General features: G+C 70.3%; 13 protein-coding genes. 8 read left to right on the top strand and 5 right to left on the bottom strand.

Going from position 1 to position 17,375, the window contains the following annotated elements:
• Positions 1 to 6: 6 nt before the first annotated feature.
• Positions 7 to 1,731 (top strand): N-acyl-D-amino-acid deacylase family protein, encoded by a 1,725-nt coding sequence (locus tag AC1HIL_RS34695; RefSeq protein WP_261217340.1) that lies wholly within the window; start codon positions 7 to 9, stop codon positions 1,729 to 1,731.
• A gap of 15 nt (positions 1,732 to 1,746) precedes the next feature.
• Here the strand turns inward: AC1HIL_RS34695 and AC1HIL_RS34690 are convergent, their stop codons facing one another.
• From AC1HIL_RS34690 to AC1HIL_RS34675, 4 genes are read right to left on the bottom strand one after another with little or no spacing between them, the layout of a single operon-like run.
• Positions 1,747 to 3,465 carry a tannase/feruloyl esterase family alpha/beta hydrolase gene (locus AC1HIL_RS34690; protein WP_261217336.1) on the bottom strand — a complete coding sequence of 573 codons (1,719 nt, stop codon included), beginning with the start codon at positions 3,463 to 3,465 and terminating at the stop codon, positions 1,747 to 1,749.
• Between the two features lie 40 nt (positions 3,466 to 3,505).
• Complete coding sequence (locus AC1HIL_RS34685; protein ID WP_261217335.1) at positions 3,506 to 4,315, bottom strand: enoyl-CoA hydratase/isomerase family protein; 810 nt, start codon at positions 4,313 to 4,315, stop codon at positions 3,506 to 3,508.
• A complete protein-coding gene (locus AC1HIL_RS34680; protein WP_261217333.1) occupies positions 4,312 to 6,150 on the bottom strand; it encodes an AMP-binding protein in 1,839 nt (612 codons plus the stop codon). The genes AC1HIL_RS34685 and AC1HIL_RS34680 overlap by 4 nt, the downstream gene beginning before the upstream one ends.
• A 38-nt stretch (positions 6,151 to 6,188) precedes the next feature.
• Positions 6,189 to 7,169 (bottom strand): Bug family tripartite tricarboxylate transporter substrate binding protein, encoded by a 981-nt coding sequence (locus tag AC1HIL_RS34675; protein ID WP_261217331.1) that lies wholly within the window; start codon positions 7,167 to 7,169, stop codon positions 6,189 to 6,191.
• A gap of 146 nt (positions 7,170 to 7,315) precedes the next feature.
• On the opposite strand from AC1HIL_RS34675, the gene AC1HIL_RS34670 reads away from it, so the two are divergent.
• Entirely contained in the window at positions 7,316 to 8,101 is a 786-nt protein-coding gene (locus AC1HIL_RS34670; protein ID WP_261217328.1) for a helix-turn-helix transcriptional regulator, read from the top strand.
• On the opposite strand, the gene AC1HIL_RS34665 is transcribed toward AC1HIL_RS34670, so the two are convergent.
• A complete protein-coding gene (locus tag AC1HIL_RS34665) occupies positions 8,098 to 8,706 on the bottom strand; it encodes a DUF4337 domain-containing protein (RefSeq protein WP_261217326.1) in 609 nt (202 codons plus the stop codon). The genes AC1HIL_RS34670 and AC1HIL_RS34665 overlap by 4 nt on opposite strands.
• Positions 8,707 to 8,874: 168 nt before the next feature.
• On the opposite strand from AC1HIL_RS34665, the gene AC1HIL_RS34660 reads away from it, so the two are divergent.
• The 6 genes from AC1HIL_RS34660 to AC1HIL_RS34635 all read left to right on the top strand — a co-directional run bounded on the left by AC1HIL_RS34660 (position 8,875) and on the right by AC1HIL_RS34635 (position 17,373).
• On the top strand, positions 8,875 to 9,600 hold the full coding sequence (locus tag AC1HIL_RS34660) for a TetR/AcrR family transcriptional regulator (protein WP_261217325.1): 726 nt from the start codon (positions 8,875 to 8,877) through the stop codon (positions 9,598 to 9,600).
• Between the two features lie 159 nt (positions 9,601 to 9,759).
• Positions 9,760 to 13,302, top strand: coding sequence for an indolepyruvate ferredoxin oxidoreductase family protein (locus AC1HIL_RS34655; RefSeq protein ID WP_479668993.1), 3,543 nt, complete (start codon positions 9,760 to 9,762; stop codon positions 13,300 to 13,302).
• 41 nt (positions 13,303 to 13,343) lie between these two features.
• Positions 13,344 to 14,069, top strand: a complete 726-nt coding sequence (locus AC1HIL_RS34650; protein WP_413765207.1) for an enoyl-CoA hydratase-related protein — start codon at positions 13,344 to 13,346, stop codon at positions 14,067 to 14,069.
• 8 nt (positions 14,070 to 14,077) lie between these two features.
• Complete coding sequence (locus AC1HIL_RS34645) at positions 14,078 to 14,818, top strand: NAD(P)H-dependent oxidoreductase (RefSeq protein ID WP_261217320.1); 741 nt, start codon at positions 14,078 to 14,080, stop codon at positions 14,816 to 14,818.
• A 99-nt stretch (positions 14,819 to 14,917) separates the two neighbouring features.
• On the top strand, positions 14,918 to 16,636 hold the full coding sequence (locus tag AC1HIL_RS34640) for a thiamine pyrophosphate-dependent enzyme (protein ID WP_261217318.1): 1,719 nt from the start codon (positions 14,918 to 14,920) through the stop codon (positions 16,634 to 16,636).
• Between the two features lie 14 nt (positions 16,637 to 16,650).
• On the top strand, positions 16,651 to 17,373 hold the full coding sequence (locus tag AC1HIL_RS34635) for an MgtC/SapB family protein (RefSeq protein WP_409976599.1): 723 nt from the start codon (positions 16,651 to 16,653) through the stop codon (positions 17,371 to 17,373).
• Positions 17,374 to 17,375 lie beyond the last annotated feature (2 nt).

Genomic DNA, 17,375 nt, shown 5'->3' with positions numbered 1-17,375 from the left:
ATCGGAATGTTCGACACCATCATCCGCGGCGGCACGCTGGTCGACGGCAGCGGAGACCCGCGCTTCACGGGCGACATCGGCATCGTCGGCGGGCGCATCGCCGAGGTCGGCGGCAGGCTCGGTGCCGCGCATCGCGAGATCGATGCGCACGGCGCCATCGTCACGCCCGGCTGGGTCGACGTGCACACGCACTACGACGGCCAGGTGACCTGGGACCCCTATCTCAGTCCTTCCACCGACCATGGCGTGACCAGTGTCGTGATGGGCAACTGCGGCGTCGGCTTCGCGCCGGTGCACCGCGACAGGCGCGAGTGGCTCATCAGCGTGATGGAGGGCGTGGAGGACATTCCGGGCACCGTGCTGGCCGAGGGCATCGACTGGCAGTGGGAGAGCTTCCCCGAGTACCTCGACGCGCTCGAGCGCATGCCGCGCGCGCTCGACGTCGGCGCGCAGATTCCGCACTCGGCGCTGCGCACCTACGTGATGGGCGAGCGCGGCATCACGCACGACGAGGCCACGCCCGCCGACATCCAGGCCATGGTGCAACTGGTGCGCGAGGGCATGCGGGCCGGCGCGCTGGGCTTCTCGACCAGCCGCACCATCATCCACAAGTACCAGGGTCGCAAGTACCCGCCGGGCACCTTCGCCTCGCCCGACGAGATCCTCGGCATCGCGCGCGTGCTCGGCGAGGTCGGCCACGGCGTCTTCCAGATGACGTCGAACCACTACCAGATGGAGACCGAGCTGCCGTGGATGACGCAGCTCGCGCGCGAGAACAACCTGCCGGTGGCCTTCGCGCTGGTGCAGACCGACCAGACGCCCGACACCTGGAAGCGCCTGCTGGCCGCGCTCGACGAGACCCACCGGCAGAACGTGCCGCTCTATGGCGCCGTGGCGGGCCGGCCCGCGGGCATCCTGATGGCCTGGCTCGGTTCCACCCATCCGTTCATGGCGCATCCGCTGTGGCAGCAGATCGCGCCGCTGCCCTGGGACGAGAAGCTCGCGCGCCTGCGCGACCCGGCGGTGCGCGCGCAGCTGACCGACATGGACGCGCTGGCCGGCGCGGCCCGGCACGACAGCCGCATGGCCTACCTGACGCAGAGCTTCCACAAGATGTATGCGCTGGGCGCCGAGCCCGACTACGAGCCGCCGCAGGAACGCAGCGTGGCCGCGATCGCGCAGCGCGAGGGACGCACACCGCTGGAGGTGGTCTACGACATGCTGATGGACCTCGACGGCAAGGGCATCGTCTACTTCCCGAGCTTCAACTACGCCTACAACGACCTGAGCCAGCTGCATGCCGAGCTGCAGCATCCGCGCACGATGATGAGCCTGGCCGATGGCGGCGCGCACTGCGGCTACATCTGCGACGTCAGCATGCCGACCTACATGCTCACCCACTGGGCGCGCGACCGCAGCCGCGGACCCACGCTGCCGCTCGAGCTGATGGTGCAGCGGCAGACGCGCGACACCGCGCGCATCTACGGCCTGGAGGACCGCGGCCTGCTGCGGCCGGGCTACCTGGCCGACATCAACATCATCGATTTCGACCGGCTGCGCATCCCGCCGCCCCATGTCGCCTTCGACCTGCCGGCCGGCGGACGGCGATTGGTGCAGACCGCCGAGGGCTATCGCGCGACGCTGAAGGCGGGGCAGACCATCATGGAGAACGGGGAGCGCACGGGGGCGCTGCCCGGGAAGCTGATGCGGGGGCCGCAGCGCCGCGGGTGAGGGCGCCGTGGGACGTCAGCGCACGCAAGTGAAGCTGCTGGCGAGATCGACGTCGCCCGTCCCGTTGTAGCGCGGCCAGGCCGGGTACTCGCACAGCGGACGGGTGCGGCCGTTGTTGCCGGCGTTGGCGTCCGCCACCGTGGGATTGGAGGGCGCGAGGCCCTGCTCGACCCAGCGTTCGAGCGCATCGACCGAGTCGAAGCGCACGTCGTAGGCGCCGCCGCCGTGCCCGTAGCCGGGCACCTCGTAGTACTTGAGGAAGGCGTCGACCCGCGCGCTGCCCATCGCCGCGACGGCGCGCCGATGGAACTCCTCGGACGAGCCCGCGGGAATGAGTGGATCGGCCATGCCGTGCACGATCAGCACCTTGCCGCCCTTGTTCGCGAACGCGCTCAGATCGGGGTTGACGTCCAGCCGCGACGAGATGTAGCGCAGCCGCTGCTGGACATAGCCGTTCGCGTCGACGGCGAAGAGGAAGGGGTCGTAGCTGGCATCGCGGTAGACCATGTACTTCACGAAGGACTCGCCGATGTAGGTCGCGAACGCCATGTCGAAGCGCGAGGGCGTGGCCGGTGCGCTGCTGCCCATCGCGGGAATGACGCCGCCGTCGAAGATGTTGAGCGCGGCATAGCCGTCGGTGCCGTTGGCCAGCAGGTAGGGCAGCTTCAGCGGCGTGGCATAGGCACGGAAGCCCCCGATCTGGGCCGTCGACAGGCAGCCGTCGCCGCTGTCGGCGGCGCCCGGGCAGGCGAGAGTCGCGGGATCGAAGGCGCAGGCCGAGACCTTGGCGATCACGCCGTCCGTCGCGCCATCGAGCGCATCGCAGGCCGCGACCACCGAGCGGGTCAGCAGCTGCTGCTTGGCCGGGTTCGACCAGGCGCCGGGCGCGGCGAGCGCCTTCGAGGTGATCGCGTAGTTGGTCAGCATGCCCGTCAGCGACCAGGCGGGAAAGTAGGCGATGACACCGTCGTAGAGCGCGGGCCAGCGGTCCGCGACGTAGAGCGCCTCGCGGCCGCCGCCGGAGCCGCCGGCCGCATAGGTGCGCACGGGCGCCGCGCCGTAGCGCCGCGCGATCAGTTTCACCGCGACGTCGCGCGTCTTGCGCAGCTGGTCGCCGAAGTAGTTCTCGAGCGCCTCGTCGTTGAGCGCGAAGCTGGCCTCGGCGGCACTGCCGCTGTGTCCCGAATCGCTGCCGAAGGCGGCATAGCCGCGCGCCAGCGGCGTGGCGAGGCCCGAGGCACCGGGTGCGTTGCCGTTGCCCGCGATCACGCTGCCGTCGTAGCCGCCGCCCGTGAGCTGCATGGCCTTGCGGTTCCAGGCGGTCGGCAGGGCCAGGTCGAACTGGATCGGAGGAGCGCTGGCGTCGACCGGTGCGATCGATCCGGTGACGCGGCAGTACTCGCCGACCGCGGTCGATCCACTGCCCGCGGGCGCCACGAGCGTGGTGCTGGAGACCACGGCGCCCGAGGTCGGCAACGCGATGTCGGTGGCGGGGATGCCGAGCCCGTTCAAGGCGGCGCAGGCCTCGGCCGCGCTCAGAGCGGGTGCGGGAGGCGGCGCGGGCGTATTGGAGGCCGGCGCGGGCGCGGGAGCGAGGCCCGAAGCCACCGGGGCGAATCCGCCGCCTCCGCCGCCGCCACCGCATCCGGCCTGCACCGCGAGCGCGATGACCGAGACCGCGAGCGAGATCCTTCGCTTCGAAATCTGGGTCGCGGGGGTGTAGCTCTTTTTCATCTCGTCGTCTCCTGCGTCCGTGTTGGAAATTCCTGTCGCCTCATCGCCCGCGATAGACCGGCGGGCGCTTCTCCATGAAGGCACGCGGCCCTTCGCGCGCGTCCTCGCTGGCGAACACCGTGGCCTTGGCCTGGTTCTCGAGCGCGAAGCCTTCGGCGAGCGACAGCCCGCTGGCGGCGCGCGCGGTGCGCTTGATCGCCCGCAGCGCGAGCGGCCCGTTGCCTGCGATGCGTTCGGCCAGCGCGCGTGCCTCGGTCATCAGCGCCGGACCCGGCACCACGCGGTTGACCAGGCCGATCTCGCGGGCCCGCGCTGCGTCGATGGGTTCGCCGATCAGCATCAGTTCCATGGCCAGCGGCCACGGCAACTGCCGCGGCAGCCGCACCATCGAGCCCGCGAAGGGAATCAGCGCGCGCGTGGCCTCGGGCAGGGCGAAGCGGGCGTGCTCCGCCGCGATGCGCAGGTCCGTGCCGAGCATCAGCTCGAAGCCCGCGGCCATGCACACGCCGTTGATGGCGGCGATCACGGGCTTGTCGAGTTCGAAGTCGCGCAGGCCCGAGGCCGCGAGCACTCGCGGGTCGGACAGCAGGCGTCGGTCCCACTCGTCCTCTGGCGCGCGGGCTCCGCTCATCAGCGGCAGGGTGCGCGACAGGTCGCCGCCGGCGCAGAAGGCGCGCTCGCCGGTCGCCGTGACGATGGCCACGCGCAAGGCGTCGTCGGCCGCGAAGCGCATCACGGCATCCGCGAGCAGGCACAGCATGCGCGGCGTCAGCGCATGGTGCGTGGCGGGCGCGTCGAGCGTGATGGTGGCGATCGCGCCGTCGATGTCGAGGCGCACCGGCGGGCTCATGCGCCGCCTCCGGCGCGATCGTCGATCTCGTAAGGGATCGCGAAGGTGCGCATGAGCGCGTGCAGACGCTCGGCGTCGGGTGCGGCATCCGCCGCGGCGCGTCGGCGAAAGCGCGCATTCAACCCGCGCGCGCTGTCTTCCACCGCGACCGCCACGCCATCGAGCAGGCCGGCGTCGCGCAGGCGCTGCGTCAAGGCATGCTCGCAGGCCAGGGCCCGCAGCCGCGGCTTGTAGACCTTGCCGACGGCGGTCAGCGGGATCGCCGCGAGGACCTCGATGCGCTTGGGGAACGCGGGCCGTTCCGGAATGCGCGCATTGGCGAAGGCCGAGAGCGCCTCGGCGTCGACCCGCGATCCCGGCCGCAGCGACACGTAGGCCACCGGCAGTTCGCCCGCGTACTCGTCGGGCTCGCCCACGGCCGCGGCCAGCTCGACCTCGGGATGCTGGAGCAGCGCCGCCTCGATCACCTGCGGGTCGATGTTGTGGCTGCTGCGGATGATCAGGTCCTTGGCGCGCCCGGTCACGAACACGCGGCGCTGCGCATCGACATGGCCGATGTCGCCGGTGATCAGCCAGCCATCCTCGAAGGTGCCGGCGTTGCGGTGCGCTTCCGTGTAGCCGGGGCCCACGTTGGGGCCGCGCAGGCGCAGCACGCCGCTCTCGCCCGGCGCGCAGTCGCGGCCGTCGTGCGCGACGGCCTTGACCTCGGTGAAGGGCAGTGGAATGCCGCAGGAGCCGTGCACGCGCGGCGCGAGAAAGGGTTCGATGCTGACCACGCCCGCGCACTCGGTCATGCCGAGGATGTTGCGCACCGGGATGCCGAACTTCTGCTCGAAGGCATTGGCCAGTTCGTTGGGCAGCGGCGAGCCGCCGGTGAGCAGGGTGCGCACGCGGGCATGGTCCGCGGGTTCGGCCTCGAGCCCGAGCAGCGTCGCGATCACTGTCGGCACCGCGGCCAGCAGGCTCACGTCGTGCTGCCGCACGACGCTCCAGTAGCGCCGCACCAGTGCCGTGTTGCGCAGCCCGAGCAGGGTCGGCAGCACGATGCGCGCACCGCTCAGCAGCGCCGAGAGCCCGTAGACGAAGGAGCCGGCGACATGGAACAGCGGGAAGCCGTTGAGGATCGTGTCGTCCTCGCGCATCGCATACAGCTGGGCCGCGCTCCAGGCGGCATGCAGCTGGTTGCGCTGCGTGTGCTGCGCGAGCTTGGGCGCGCCGGTCGTGCCGCCGGTGTGGAAGAGGGCGGCCAGTCCGTCGGTAGATCGTGCTGGAAGCGCCGCATCCGGCGCCATCCGCGACAGGGCCGTGTCGAAGTCGATCGCGCCCGGCGCCCCGCCGACGGCGAGCACCTGGCGCAGCGCGGGGCAGGCGTCGGCCAGCGTCGCGGCACGCGACCAGATGTCGAGCTCGGGATGCGGGCCCAGCGCCACCAGGATGTTCGCGCCCGAGGCCCGCACGAGTTCGGCCAGGTGCGCGGCGTCGAGCAGGTAGTTGATCGGGCAGACGATGCCCGCGGTCTCGGCGCCCAGCAGCGTCAGCCAGGCCTGCGGAATGGCCGGCAGCAGCATCGCGACGCGCGGCGTCTCGCCGGGCACGAGGCTGGCGAAGAGATTCGCGGCGCGGCGGATGTCGGCGAGCAGGTCGGCGTAGCGCCAGTGCCGCGGCGGCGTTTCGGGATCGGCATCGGGCAGGTAGCTCAGCGCGATGCGCGTGGGGTGCCGGGCGGCGACCTCGCACAGCGCGTCGTAGACGTGGTCGTGGGCCATGAAGGAGGCGTAGGGCCGCGCTTCGATGCGCGCGAGGTCCTCCGCGTCGCGGATACGGTGGTGTTGCATGGGTCGATGGGGCGCGGTCGGCGCCCGCCTCCTGGTTGTCAGTCGCCGCGGAATCCGGAGGCCTTCACGACCGCGGCCCAGCGTGCCGCTTCCTCGCGCAGCATGCGGTCGGTGTCGGTGCGGCCCGCGCCGACGATGCTGAAGCCGGCTTCCACCAGCTTGGCGCGCGCGTCCTCGGGCTGGACGGCCTTCACGGACTCTGCACCGAGCAGGTCGAGGATGGCCGGCGGCGTGCCCTGGGGCGCCATGAGCGCGAACCAGGAGGAGATGTCGATCTTCGGATAGCCCGACTCCGCCATGGTCGGCACCTCGGGCAGCAGCGGCGAGCGCCGCGGCGCGGTGGTGGCGAGCGCGCGCATCTTGCCGCCCTTGATCTGCGCGTTGCCGAGCGCCGTGGAGACGAAGGCGGCCGCGACGTCGCCCGAAAGGATGGCCGTGACCGCGTCGCCGGTGGTCCGGTAGTGGACCGGCTCGACCTGGAAGCCGGCCGCCTCGCCGAACAGCTCGGCGCCGAAGTGGCCCGAGGTGCCGGCGCCGAAGGTGCCGAAGTTGAGCCGGCCGGTCTGCGCGCGCGCCGCCTTGACCAAGTCCGCCACCGTCCTGTGCGGCGAGTTCGCGGGCACGGCCAGCAGGAAGTCGACGCGCGCGACCTCGCTGATGCCGGTGAGCTCGCGGCTCGGCGCGTAGCCGAGCTTGCCGAAGGCGGCCGGTGCGATCGAGATCGAGCCGACCTCGCCGAGCAGCAGCGTGTAGCCGTCGGGCACGGCCTTGGCGACCGTCAGTGCCGCGATCTGCCCGCCGGCGCCGGGCTTGTTGTCGACCACCACCTGCTGCTTGAGCAGCTCCGACAGCCGGATCGCGAACAGCCGCGCCAGCACGTCGGGCGCCGTGCCGGGCGCATAGCCCACGGCCAGGCGGATCGGGCGGTCGGGATAGGCCTGTGCGCGGGCGGCGAGGGGCCACTGCGCGAGGGTGGGCACCAGGGAGGCGGCGAGCAGGGCGCGGCGTGAGAGCGTCATGGGGATTCCTTTGGCCGCCAGTGTCGCGATGGGGGACTTTTCGTCTGTCCCCCGCGATGTAGACAGGGCGCGCCCTGAGGGGGAAAACCCGGTGCGGCCCGAAGGCGCCGCGCCGATAGGCTCCGGGCATCCCATCGGTTGTGTCCATGCAGCTTATCCCTCTTTCGTCCGCCACGCCCGCGCTCGCCACCAGCGCGGACGGACGCGCCGTGGATGCCATGGCGGGACTGATCGCCTGCATCGGCGGCCACGGCTTCGCCAACGACGCGCTGGCGCAGCTCAACCGCTGGCTGCCGGTCTCATGGCTGTCGGTGTTCCGGCTGTCGGACCATGCGCCGCCGCGCATGCCCGCGTCGGGCAGCTACCGCGCGCCCGACGGCACCGCGGAATCGTGGGCCGTGTACCGCTCTTCGCTGTATCGGCAGGACCAGACCTTTCTCGCGGCGCGCGAGCAGATCGGCCAGGCCCGCTGCACGCTCGTGCACTGGCACGCGAAGGAGATTCCGGCCCCGCATCGCGAGCGCATCTACACGCGGCACGGCCTGCGCGAGCGGCTCTCGGTGGTCTGCAAGGACCAGGACGATGGCCTGCTGGCGATCAACCTCTACCGGCACGAGAGCCTGCCGCTCTTCACGGACGAGGAGATCGAGTGGGTCGGCATGGGCGCGCCGATCCTGACCTCCTGCGTGCAGCGCCACCTCGACCTCGCCGGTGCACGCGAGCAATCCTTCGATGCCCGGCTGTCGGGGCTCACGCGCAGGGAGCGCGAGGTCTGCGAGCGCATGCTCAAGGGCTGGACCTACGAAGGCATCGCCAGCGATCTCGGCATTTCCGCCGGCACGGTCAAGACCTTCAGGGACCGTGCCTTCGATCGCCTGGGCATCCACCACCGCAACGAGCTGTTCGCATTGGTGCTGGTGAACACGCCCTAGACGTGCAGCGCCGCGAGCGCGCCGATCGAGATGCCGGCGAGCGCTACGCCGTACATGGCGCGCTCCAGCCACTTCCTGCGCGTCAGCAGCGCGATGGCCGCGAGAGCGATCGACACCTGCAGCACCGTGGTGGCCTGCGCCCAGCGGTGGTGCTGGTGCATCTGTTCCTCGGAGGCCGTGTCCCAGCGGACGGACTCTTCCTCGAGCTTCTTGGCCGCGGCCTGGATCTCGCCCTTCTCCTGCTCGTAGCGCGTCACCTTCACCTGCCAGCCCTGGCGCCGGGCGTCATCGGTGGCGGTGTCGCGCGCGAACTCGGCCAGCGCCTGCTTGGTGCTCTTCGACTGGAAGTAATTCCACTGGTTCGAGGCCTCGGTCTTCTTGATGGCCGCGTTGTTCTTGTAGAGCCCGGCATTGGCCTGCGTGGCGCCGCCCATGTACGCGAAGATCGCGCCGATGGTGGCGATGGCCGCGGTGCAGACGGCGATCTTTCCCGTGACGCTCATGCCGGCGCCCTCGGCCGCATCGCCGTGGCCATGGCCGCCGGACGCGGCGTGTTCGAGTTCGTGGTCGTGCGGGCCGTGCACGTGGAATCCGTGTCCTGACATGGGGTCCTTTGTTTTCAGAAAGATATGGAGCGGCGCGGGAGTATGCATGGGCGTGGCGCGGTTGCGGCCTTGGGGAAAGTCCTGTCGGCTGAGGCTGCCTGCCAGGGGCGGCCGCGGGTTCACTTCCATAATGGCGGCCAGTCCAGCTCTCTCGAAACCCCCGCAGACATGTCCGTCACCAAAGCCGCCACGCCGCGTCGCGCCCCCCGGGGCGAAAAATCCGAGCGCACCCAGGCGAGCCTGCTGGCGGCGGCGCGCGAGGTCTTCGCCGAGCGCGGTTTCGAGCGCTCGACGACCTCGGAGATCGCCCAGCGCGCGGGGGTGTCGGAGGCGACGCTCTTCACCTACTTCGAAAGCAAGCGGCGCCTGTGCATCGACGTGGTGGGCCGCTGGTACGACGAGATCAGCATCGAGCTCGAGGAGCAGGTGCCGGCGATCGCCGGATTCGAGGCCAGGCTGCGCTTCGTGATCCAGCGGCACCTGACCCATCTGATGGGCGACGGCATCGGGCTGTGCGCGCTGGTCCTCGGCGAGGGGCGGATGGTCGATGCCGAGTTCTCCGGGCTCATCGCCGAACTCAAGCGGCGCTACACCTCGCCCTTCATGGCGGCGTTGAGCGAGGCGCGCGAACTCGGCGAGGTGCGCGGCGACGTGCCGCTGCGCCTGATGCGCGACATGGTGTACGGCTCGATGGAACACGTGCTGTGGGACTACGTGACCACCGGCACCAAGCCCTCCATCGCATCGACCGCCTCGCAGCTGAGCGCGATGCTGATGGCGGCGTTCTCGCTCGAGCCAGCGCCGGCGCGCGCCGCCCGCCGCTTCCAGTCCGATGTGCTCGCGGCGGTGCGCCGGCTCGAGCGCGACGCGGGTCCGGCAGAAGACGCCTCCTAGCGCGTTGGCCGGGCCGGCCGGCCGTACATCCGTCGTCCTCCAAAAAATGAGTCAGGCTCAAGCCGTGCGTGCGCGGCTGACATTGGCGTGCCTGTTGCCAACCTTGGAATTACACATGTATAGTTGAGTGACACTCAAATTTAAGGTGCGGAGACCACGATGGGACACGGTGACCCGGAGATCCAGCGCGCATTGCGCTCGGTTTCCCTCGACGACAAGTACGACGGCGGCAGCGGCGTGGCCTACCTGAGCGGCACTCAGGCGCTGGTCCGCCTGCTGCTGAACCAGGGGGAGCGGGATCGCCGCGCGGGGTTGCGTACGGGCGGCTTCGTCAGCGGCTACCGCGGCTCGCCGCTGTCGGGGCTCGACCAGGCGCTGTGGGGCGCGCGGGCCCGGCTCGAGGCGCGCGACATCCGGTTCCAGCCGGCGATCAACGAGGACCTGGCCGCCACGGCCTGCTGGGGTTCGCAACAGCTCGCGCTGTTTCCCGAGGAGGCCAGGGTCGATGGCGTCTTCGCCCTGTGGTACGGCAAGGGGCCCGGCGTCGACCGCAGCGGCGACGCGCTCAAGCACGGCAACGGCGCCGGCACCTCGCGGCTCGGCGGCGTGCTGGTGCTGGCGGCCGACGACCACACGGCCAAGTCCTCGACCTTCGGCCACCAGAGCGAGCAGGCGCTGGTGGCGGCGTTCATCCCGGTGCTGTATCCCAGCAGCGTGCAGGAGTACCTCGACCTCGGCGTGCATGGCTGGGCGATGAGCCGCCACAGCGGCCTGTGGGTGGGCATGAAATGCGTGTCGGACGTGGTGGAGACCACGGCCGTCGCCGACGTGGACCCGCAACGGGTGATGGTGAAGCTGCCGGACGCGGGCGAAGCGCCATCGCAGGACCTGCACATCCGCTGGCCCGACGTCTGGGCCGAGCAGGAGCCGCGCATCGTGCGGCACAAGCTGCCCGCCGCGCTCGCCTACTGCCGCGCCAACGGGCTCAACACGATCGCGCTCAAGACGGCCTCGTCGAGACTCGGCATCGTGTGCGCGGGCAAGAGCTACAACGACGTGCGCGAAGCCCTGCGCCTGCTGGGGTGGACCGACGCGCAGGCCGCCGAGCGCGGCGTGGCGGTGCTCAAGCTCGGCATGGTCTGGCCGCTGGAGCCGGAGATCGTGCGCGAGTTCGCGAACGGTCTCGATGAGCTGCTCGTGGTCGAGGAGAAGCGCCCGCTGATCGAGCAGCAGCTCAAGGACGAGCTCTATGCGGACGCCGTCGAGGGCCGCAAGGCCATCCGCATCTCGGGCAAGAGCCGCGGTGGCATCGGCGGGGAATGGAGCGTGGGCGCCGACGAACGCCTGCTGCGCAGCGACTACGAGCTCACGCCGCCGGAGATCGCCGCCGCGATCGCCGAACGCCTGGGCCTTCCGGTCAATGCCTTCGAGGCCGACCCGCGCGCCGCGGCGCATGGCGCACCGTCGGCGCCGGCCGCGGTGCGCAAGCCCTACTTCTGCTCGGGCTGCCCGCACAACACCTCCACCGTGGTGCCCGAAGGATCGCGCGCCATGGCCGGCATCGGCTGCCACTACATGGCGAACTGGATGGACCGCGACACCAAGGCCTACACCCACATGGGCGCCGAGGGCGTGCCGTGGATCGCGCAGCGCCTGTTCTCGACGCGCAGGCACATCTTCGTGAACCTCGGCGACGGCACGTACTTCCACTCGGGCTCGCTGGCGATCCGGCAGGCGGTGGCGGCCGATGCCTGCGTGACCTACAAGGTGCTGTTCAACGACGCGGTGGCCATGACGGGCGGACAGCCGGTGGAAGGCCAGCTCACCGTCTCGCGCATTTCCGAGCAGGTCGCCGCCGAGGGCGTGCGCCGCATCGCGGTCGTCAGCGACGACATCGGGAAGTACCGCGACGCGGGCACGCGCTTCGCCGCCGGCACGACGGTGCACGAGCGCGGCGAACTCGACCGCGTGCAGCGCCAACTCGCCGCCTTCGAGGGCGTGTCGGTGCTGATCTACGACCAGACCTGCGCGAGCGAGAAGCGCAGGCGCCGCAAGCGCGGCAGCTATCCCGACCCGGCCATCCGCTACGTCATCAATCCCGAGGTGTGCGAGGGCTGCGGCGACTGTTCGGTCAAGAGCAACTGCCTGTCGGTGGAGCCGCTGGAGACGGAGCTGGGGCGCAAGCGCAGGATCAATCAGTCGTCCTGCAACAAGGACTTCTCCTGCGCCCAGGGCTTCTGCCCGAGCTTCGTGGCGGTGAAAGGCGGCAAGCTTCGCTCGAGCCCGTCCAGGAGCGACGTGCTCGCCTGGGAGCCGCCGCCGGAGCCGGTGGTGCCCGAACTCGACGGCACCTGCGGCATCCTCGTCAACGGCGTCGGCGGAACCGGCGTGGTGACCATCGGCAGCCTGATCGGCATGGCGGCCCACCTGAGCCACCGCGGCTGCAGCGTGCTCGACATGGCGGGGCTCGCGCAGAAGGGTGGGGCGGTGTGGAGCCACGTGCAGCTCGCGCCCACGCAGTCGGCGATCCTGTCGTCGCGGATCGCGTCGGCGCAGGCGGACGTGCTGATCGGCTGCGACCTCGTCGTGAGCGCGCATCCCGACAGCCTCGCCCGCCTGCGCGAGGGCCGCACCCGCGCGGTGGTGAACCTCGACGTGGCGCCGACCTCGGAGTTCGTGAAGAACGCGGACTGGAAGCTGCCGACGCAGGCGCTGAAGGCGGCGCTGGAAAAAGCCTGCGGCGCGGACGTGCAGTGGCTCAAGGCGCAGGAGGCGGCCACCTGGGCGCTCGGCGACGCCATCTACGCCAACCTCGTCATGCTCGGCTTCGCCTGGCAGAAGGGATGGATTCCGCTGTCGTCGCAGGCGCTCGAACGCGCGATCGAACTCAACGGGCAGCAGGTCGAGAAGAACAAGCAGGCGTTCCGGCTCGGCCGCTGGTGGGCGCACGACGCGCCGCGCGTGCTCGCCGCGATGAAGCCCGCGAGCACGGTCCAGTGGCTGCCGCGCGTCAACCGCACGCCCGAGGACACCGTCGCGCGCCTGTCCGAGCGGCTGGTGGCCTATCAGGGGCTGGCGTATGCGCGCCGGTTCGCCGCCTTCGTCCAACTCGTCGACAGCCAGTGCGCCGACGAGACGCACCGTCAAAGTTTTGTGGTTGCAGTGGCGCAGAACCTTTTCAAGCTCATGGCCTACAAGGATGAGTACGAGGTCGCGCGCCTTCATTCCGATCCGGAATTCATGGATTCGATCCGCCGTCAGTTCGACGGAGAGATCCAGCTGCAATACCACCTCGCACCGCCCCTGCTCGCCAAAAAGAACGACAAGGGCGAGCTTCAGAAGACGGCCTACGGCGCCTGGATGGGCCGGGCCTTTCGCGTGCTGCGGCACGGCAAGGTGCTGCGCGGCACGCCCTTCGACATCTTCGGCTACACACACGAGCGCCGCACCGAGCGCGCGCTCGTCGAGGAGTACCGCGCCGCGATCGGCGCCGTGGTCGCGCACCTGGGCAGCCATGCATCGGAGTGCCTGGAACTCGCGCGGTTGCCGCAGCAGATTCGCGGCTACGGCCATGTGAAGAAGCGCGCGGTCGCGGCGGCGCGGGCGCGCCAGGCCGAACTCTTCGAGTCCATCACCGGCAAGCCGCTGCCGCCGGGGACGATGGCGGACGGCTACGGCAAGTACCTGGAGTACGGCTGGTGACAAACGCTTCGCAAACGACGGACCGACACAGCCGCAGCGCCGTGCGCGCGGCGGAAGGCATCCTCTCGACGCTGGACGACGGCGCGTGGCGCATCCAGATCCATCGCGCGTCCAAGCGCAATGCGCTCACGATGACCATGTTCAGCGCCCTGGCCGAGAGCCTGGGGCTGGCGCAGTCCAACGACGCCGTACGGGCGATCACCCTGTCCGGCCTCGGGCCCAATTTCTGCGCGGGCCACGACCTGAGCGCCTTCGACAGCTGGCCGCAGGGCGCGGGAGACCCGGTGCCGCGCTTCCTTCATGCATTGGCCGACGTGCGCAAGCCGCTGCTCATCGGCGTGCACGGCTCGGCCGCCGGCATTGGCGTGACGATGCTGCTGCACGCGGACTGGGTGGTCGCGACACCCGACGCGGTCATGAAGCTGCCGTTCGTCGACCTGGGCATCGCGCCCGAGGCCGGGAGCTCCCTTCTGTTGGCGCGCGCCATCGGCGCGCACAGGGCGAGGCGCTTGCTGCTGGGCGGCGAAGCCTTCACCGGGCAGCAGGCCTGCGAATGGGGGCTGGTCTCCGAATTGGCACCCGCGCATGAACTCGCGACCTGCCTGCAGCACCGGGCCCGCGCCTTGGCGGCCAAGGACCCGAAGACCTGCCGCCGCATCAAGTCGCTGCTGGTCCCGGCCGACGAGGTGCATGCACGCATCGACGAGGAGATCGAACTGATCAACACGAGCGTGGCCGAGCGCCGCGCCTTGCAGCCGACCGGATGAATCCAGCCATGACAGCACCGACACCGCGCAAGGCGCACATCGTGTATGCCCATCCCGAACCGAAGTCCTTCGTCGCGGCGATGCGCGACCGGGTGTCCGAGCGGCTGACCGCCGGCGGCTGGCAGGTCGGGCTCTCGGATCTCCACGCCATGGGCTTCAACCCGGTGGCGAGCGCGGCCGACTTCGTCGAGCGCGAGAAGCCCGACTACCTGGTCTATTCGCTCGAGCAGCGCCATGGATGGCAGCGCCGGGCCCTGGCCCCCGACATCCTCGCGGAGGTCGAGGCCGTCAGGCAGGCCGAGCTGCTGGTGCTGGTGTTCCCCGTGTTCTGGTTCTCGGTGCCGGCCATCTTGAAGGGCTGGATCGACCGCGTGTTCCTGTCGGGGCTCTTCTACGGCGGCAAGCGCATCTACGACCGCGCGCCCATGGCGGGCAGGCGCGCGCTGGTCGTCACCTCGCTGGGCGGACGCAGCCACATGTTCGGCGACACCGGCATCCACGGATCGATTGAACTGATGCTTCGGCCCTTGCTGCAGGGCTCGCTCGGCTATGTGGGCTACGAGGTGTTCAAGCCTTTCGTGGCCTACCACGTGCCCTATGTGACGCAGGCCGAGCGCGGCGCGATGCTCGAGCAACTCGGCCGGGAGATCGATGCGCTGTCGCGGCGCGAGATCTTGGCCTTTCCCTCGCTCGACGGCTATGACGAGCTGCTTCGCCCCCTCGAGAGAAGCGCGGCAGGGATGGGGTAGGGCGCGGGGAAAAATCCTACCGGGACTACCGATGCGCGCCCACGGCCCGCGCGCGGCGCGCGCGTAGCGTGCCTTCTTTGTCGCAAAGGAAGCGCCCGCATGGCCCACAGGAAAGTCGCCGAACTCGTCATCGAAACCCTGCAGAAGGCGGGAGCCAGGCGTTGCTATGGCATCGTCGGCGACACCTTGAACCACGTCACGGACGCGATCCGCCGCAGCGAGATCGAATGGGTGCATGTGCGCCACGAGGAAGCGGCCGCCTTCGCCGCCGGCGCGGAGTCGTACCTGACGGGCGAGCTCACGGTGTGCGCGGGCTCGTGCGGGCCGGGCGGCCTGCACTTCATCAACGGCGTCTTCGAGGCGAACCGCAACCGCGCGCCGGTGGTGCTGATCGCGAGCCAGATCGTGACGGCCGAACTCGGCATGGAGTTTCCGCAGGAGGTCGACTTCAAGTCGCTCTATGCCGGTTGCAGCGTCTTCTGCGAGCAGGTGCAATCGGCCGAGCAGGCGCAGCGCGTGGTGGCGCTCGCGGCCCAGGCGGCGTTGTCGCGCCGCGGCGTGGCCGTCGTCATCCTGCCGAGCGACATCGCGCAGGCGGAGGTGAAGGAAGGACTCGGCTTCTCGGTGCACCGCGCCGCGCCCGTGATCCGGCCCAACGATGCCGAGCTCGCGCAGCTGGCGGCCTTGCTGGGCAAGGGAAGGAAGATCGCGATCTATGCGGGCCATGGTTGCGAGGGCGCGCACGAGATGCTGCTGGCGCTCGGCCAGTGCCTGAAGGCGCCGATCGCCCACACCTCGCGCGCCAAGGATTTCGTGGAGTACGACAACCCCTTCAACATGGGCATGACCGGCATCTTCGGCGTGGAGTCGGGCTACCGCGCGCTGCAGGAGTGCGACACGCTGCTGCTGCTGGGCGCCGACTTCGCCTGGAGCCAGTTCTATCCGGCCAGGGCGACCATCCTGCAGATCGACGTCGACGGCAGCCACCTTGGACGCCGCCATCCGGTGGCACTGGGGCTGGTGGGCGACATCGCGCACACGATCGAGGCGCTGATCCCTCTGCTCGAGGAGCGTGCCGACCGGAGTTTTCTCGACGAGTGCCTGCGCCACCGCAAGGCTTCGCTGGAGACGCTGCGCAGCGACGAACGGCCCGGCAAGGCGGGGCTGATCCATCCGCAGCACCTCACGCGGGTGATCGACGAGCTGGCGGCCGACGACGCCATCTTCACCGCCGATGGCGGCAGCCCGATGGTGTGGTCGCTGCGCCACCTCACGATGAACGGCCGCCGCCGCACGCTCGTGAGCCTGCTGCACGGGACCATGGCCAACGCCATGCCGCAGGCGCTGGGCGCGCAGAAGGCCTTTCCCGGCCGGCAGGTGATCTCGCTGTCGGGCGACGGCGGCATCGCGATGCTGCTGGGCGACCTGATGACGGCCGTGCAGGAGAAGCTGCCGATCAAGGTCGTGGTCTACAACAACGCGAGCCTGAACTTCGTGGAGCTCGAGCAGAAGGTCGAGGGGCTGCTCGACAACTACACCGACCTGCTGAACCCCGACTTCGCGCGGCTGGCGGAGGTGATCGGCTTCTACGGGCAGAAGGTGGAGCGCGCCGAGCAGCTGCCCGATGCCGTGCGCGCCTGCCTCGCGCATCCCGGGCCGGCGCTGCTCGACGTGAAGGTCAACCGCACGGAGCTGGTGATGCCGCCGAAGGTGGAATTCAGCCAGGTCGCGGGCACGATGCTGTATTCCGCCAAGGCGGTGCTCGGCGGGCGTTCGTCGGATGTGGTGGACCTGATCAAGGACAACTTCACCGAATGACGCCGAGCCTGTCCATGCTGCACGGCAACGTCCTTCTTTCCCATGGCGAGACGCTGCTGCGCCTGTTCGTCGCTGCCGCGCTCGGCAGCCTGGTCGGCCTGGAGCGCGAGCGATTGCTGTGGGCCGCGGGCATCCGCACGCACATGCTGGTGAGCGTGGGTGCCTGCCTCTTCATGCTGGTGTCGGCCTACGGCTTCGCGGACAGCCTGCGGGGCGAGCACGTGGTGCTCGATCCTTCGCGCGCGGCCGCGCAGGTGGTGTCGGGCATCGGCTTCCTCGGCGCCGGCGCGATCCTCGCGCGCGGGGAGATCGTGCGCGGTCTCACGACCGCCGCGAGCATCTGGACCGTGGCCGCGATCGGGCTCGCGGTCGGCGGCGGGCTGTACTTTCCGGCGGCCGCTTCGACCGTGATCATCCTGGTGATCCTCGCCGGCATCAAGCCGCTGGAAGAGGCCTACCGCGCGCGCAGCCAGAGCTGCCGGCTGCGCGTGGTCGCAAAGCACGGCGCGGTGAGCCCGGAGTCGCTCGAGCAGGGCCTCGACCTGCAGCCCGCGCGGCTGCGGCGCTTCCTGGTCGCGGTGCGGCCGGGCGGCGAGCTCGACGACATCACGGTGCAGCTGGTGCGCGTGTCGTCGGCCGACATCGGCAATTTCGTGCAGCGGCTCGAGGCGCTGGAAGGCGTGCAGTCGGTCGAGGTGGTGACGCGCGGCGGCGGGCACGGGGCCGAGGCCAGCTGACG

It is taken from the genome of Variovorax sp. ISS6 (genome assembly GCF_056523145.1).
This window is presented reverse-complemented; position numbering and strand designations above follow the sequence as displayed.

Bases quoted from the DNA above. Each gene is read 5' to 3' on its own strand.
- AC1HIL_RS34690 (WP_261217336.1), bottom strand. From the start codon at position 3,465: ATGAAAAAGAGCTACACCCCCGCGACCCAGATTTCGAAGCGAAGGATC.
- AC1HIL_RS34695 (WP_261217340.1), top strand. From the start codon at position 7: ATGTTCGACACCATCATCCGCGGCGGCACGCTGGTCGACGGCAGCGGA.
- AC1HIL_RS34680 (WP_261217333.1), bottom strand. From the start codon at position 6,150: ATGCAACACCACCGTATCCGCGACGCGGAGGACCTCGCGCGCATCGAA.
- AC1HIL_RS34685 (WP_261217335.1), bottom strand. From the start codon at position 4,315: ATGAGCCCGCCGGTGCGCCTCGACATCGACGGCGCGATCGCCACCATC.
- AC1HIL_RS34665 (WP_261217326.1), bottom strand. From the start codon at position 8,706: ATGTCAGGACACGGATTCCACGTGCACGGCCCGCACGACCACGAACTC.
- AC1HIL_RS34655 (WP_479668993.1), top strand. From the start codon at position 9,760: ATGGGACACGGTGACCCGGAGATCCAGCGCGCATTGCGCTCGGTTTCC.
- AC1HIL_RS34660 (WP_261217325.1), top strand. From the start codon at position 8,875: ATGTCCGTCACCAAAGCCGCCACGCCGCGTCGCGCCCCCCGGGGCGAA.
- AC1HIL_RS34640 (WP_261217318.1), top strand. From the start codon at position 14,918: ATGGCCCACAGGAAAGTCGCCGAACTCGTCATCGAAACCCTGCAGAAG.
- AC1HIL_RS34635 (WP_409976599.1), top strand. From the start codon at position 16,651: ATGCTGCACGGCAACGTCCTTCTTTCCCATGGCGAGACGCTGCTGCGC.
- AC1HIL_RS34675 (WP_261217331.1), bottom strand. From the start codon at position 7,169: ATGACGCTCTCACGCCGCGCCCTGCTCGCCGCCTCCCTGGTGCCCACC.
- AC1HIL_RS34645 (WP_261217320.1), top strand. From the start codon at position 14,078: ATGACAGCACCGACACCGCGCAAGGCGCACATCGTGTATGCCCATCCC.
- AC1HIL_RS34670 (WP_261217328.1), top strand. From the start codon at position 7,316: ATGCAGCTTATCCCTCTTTCGTCCGCCACGCCCGCGCTCGCCACCAGC.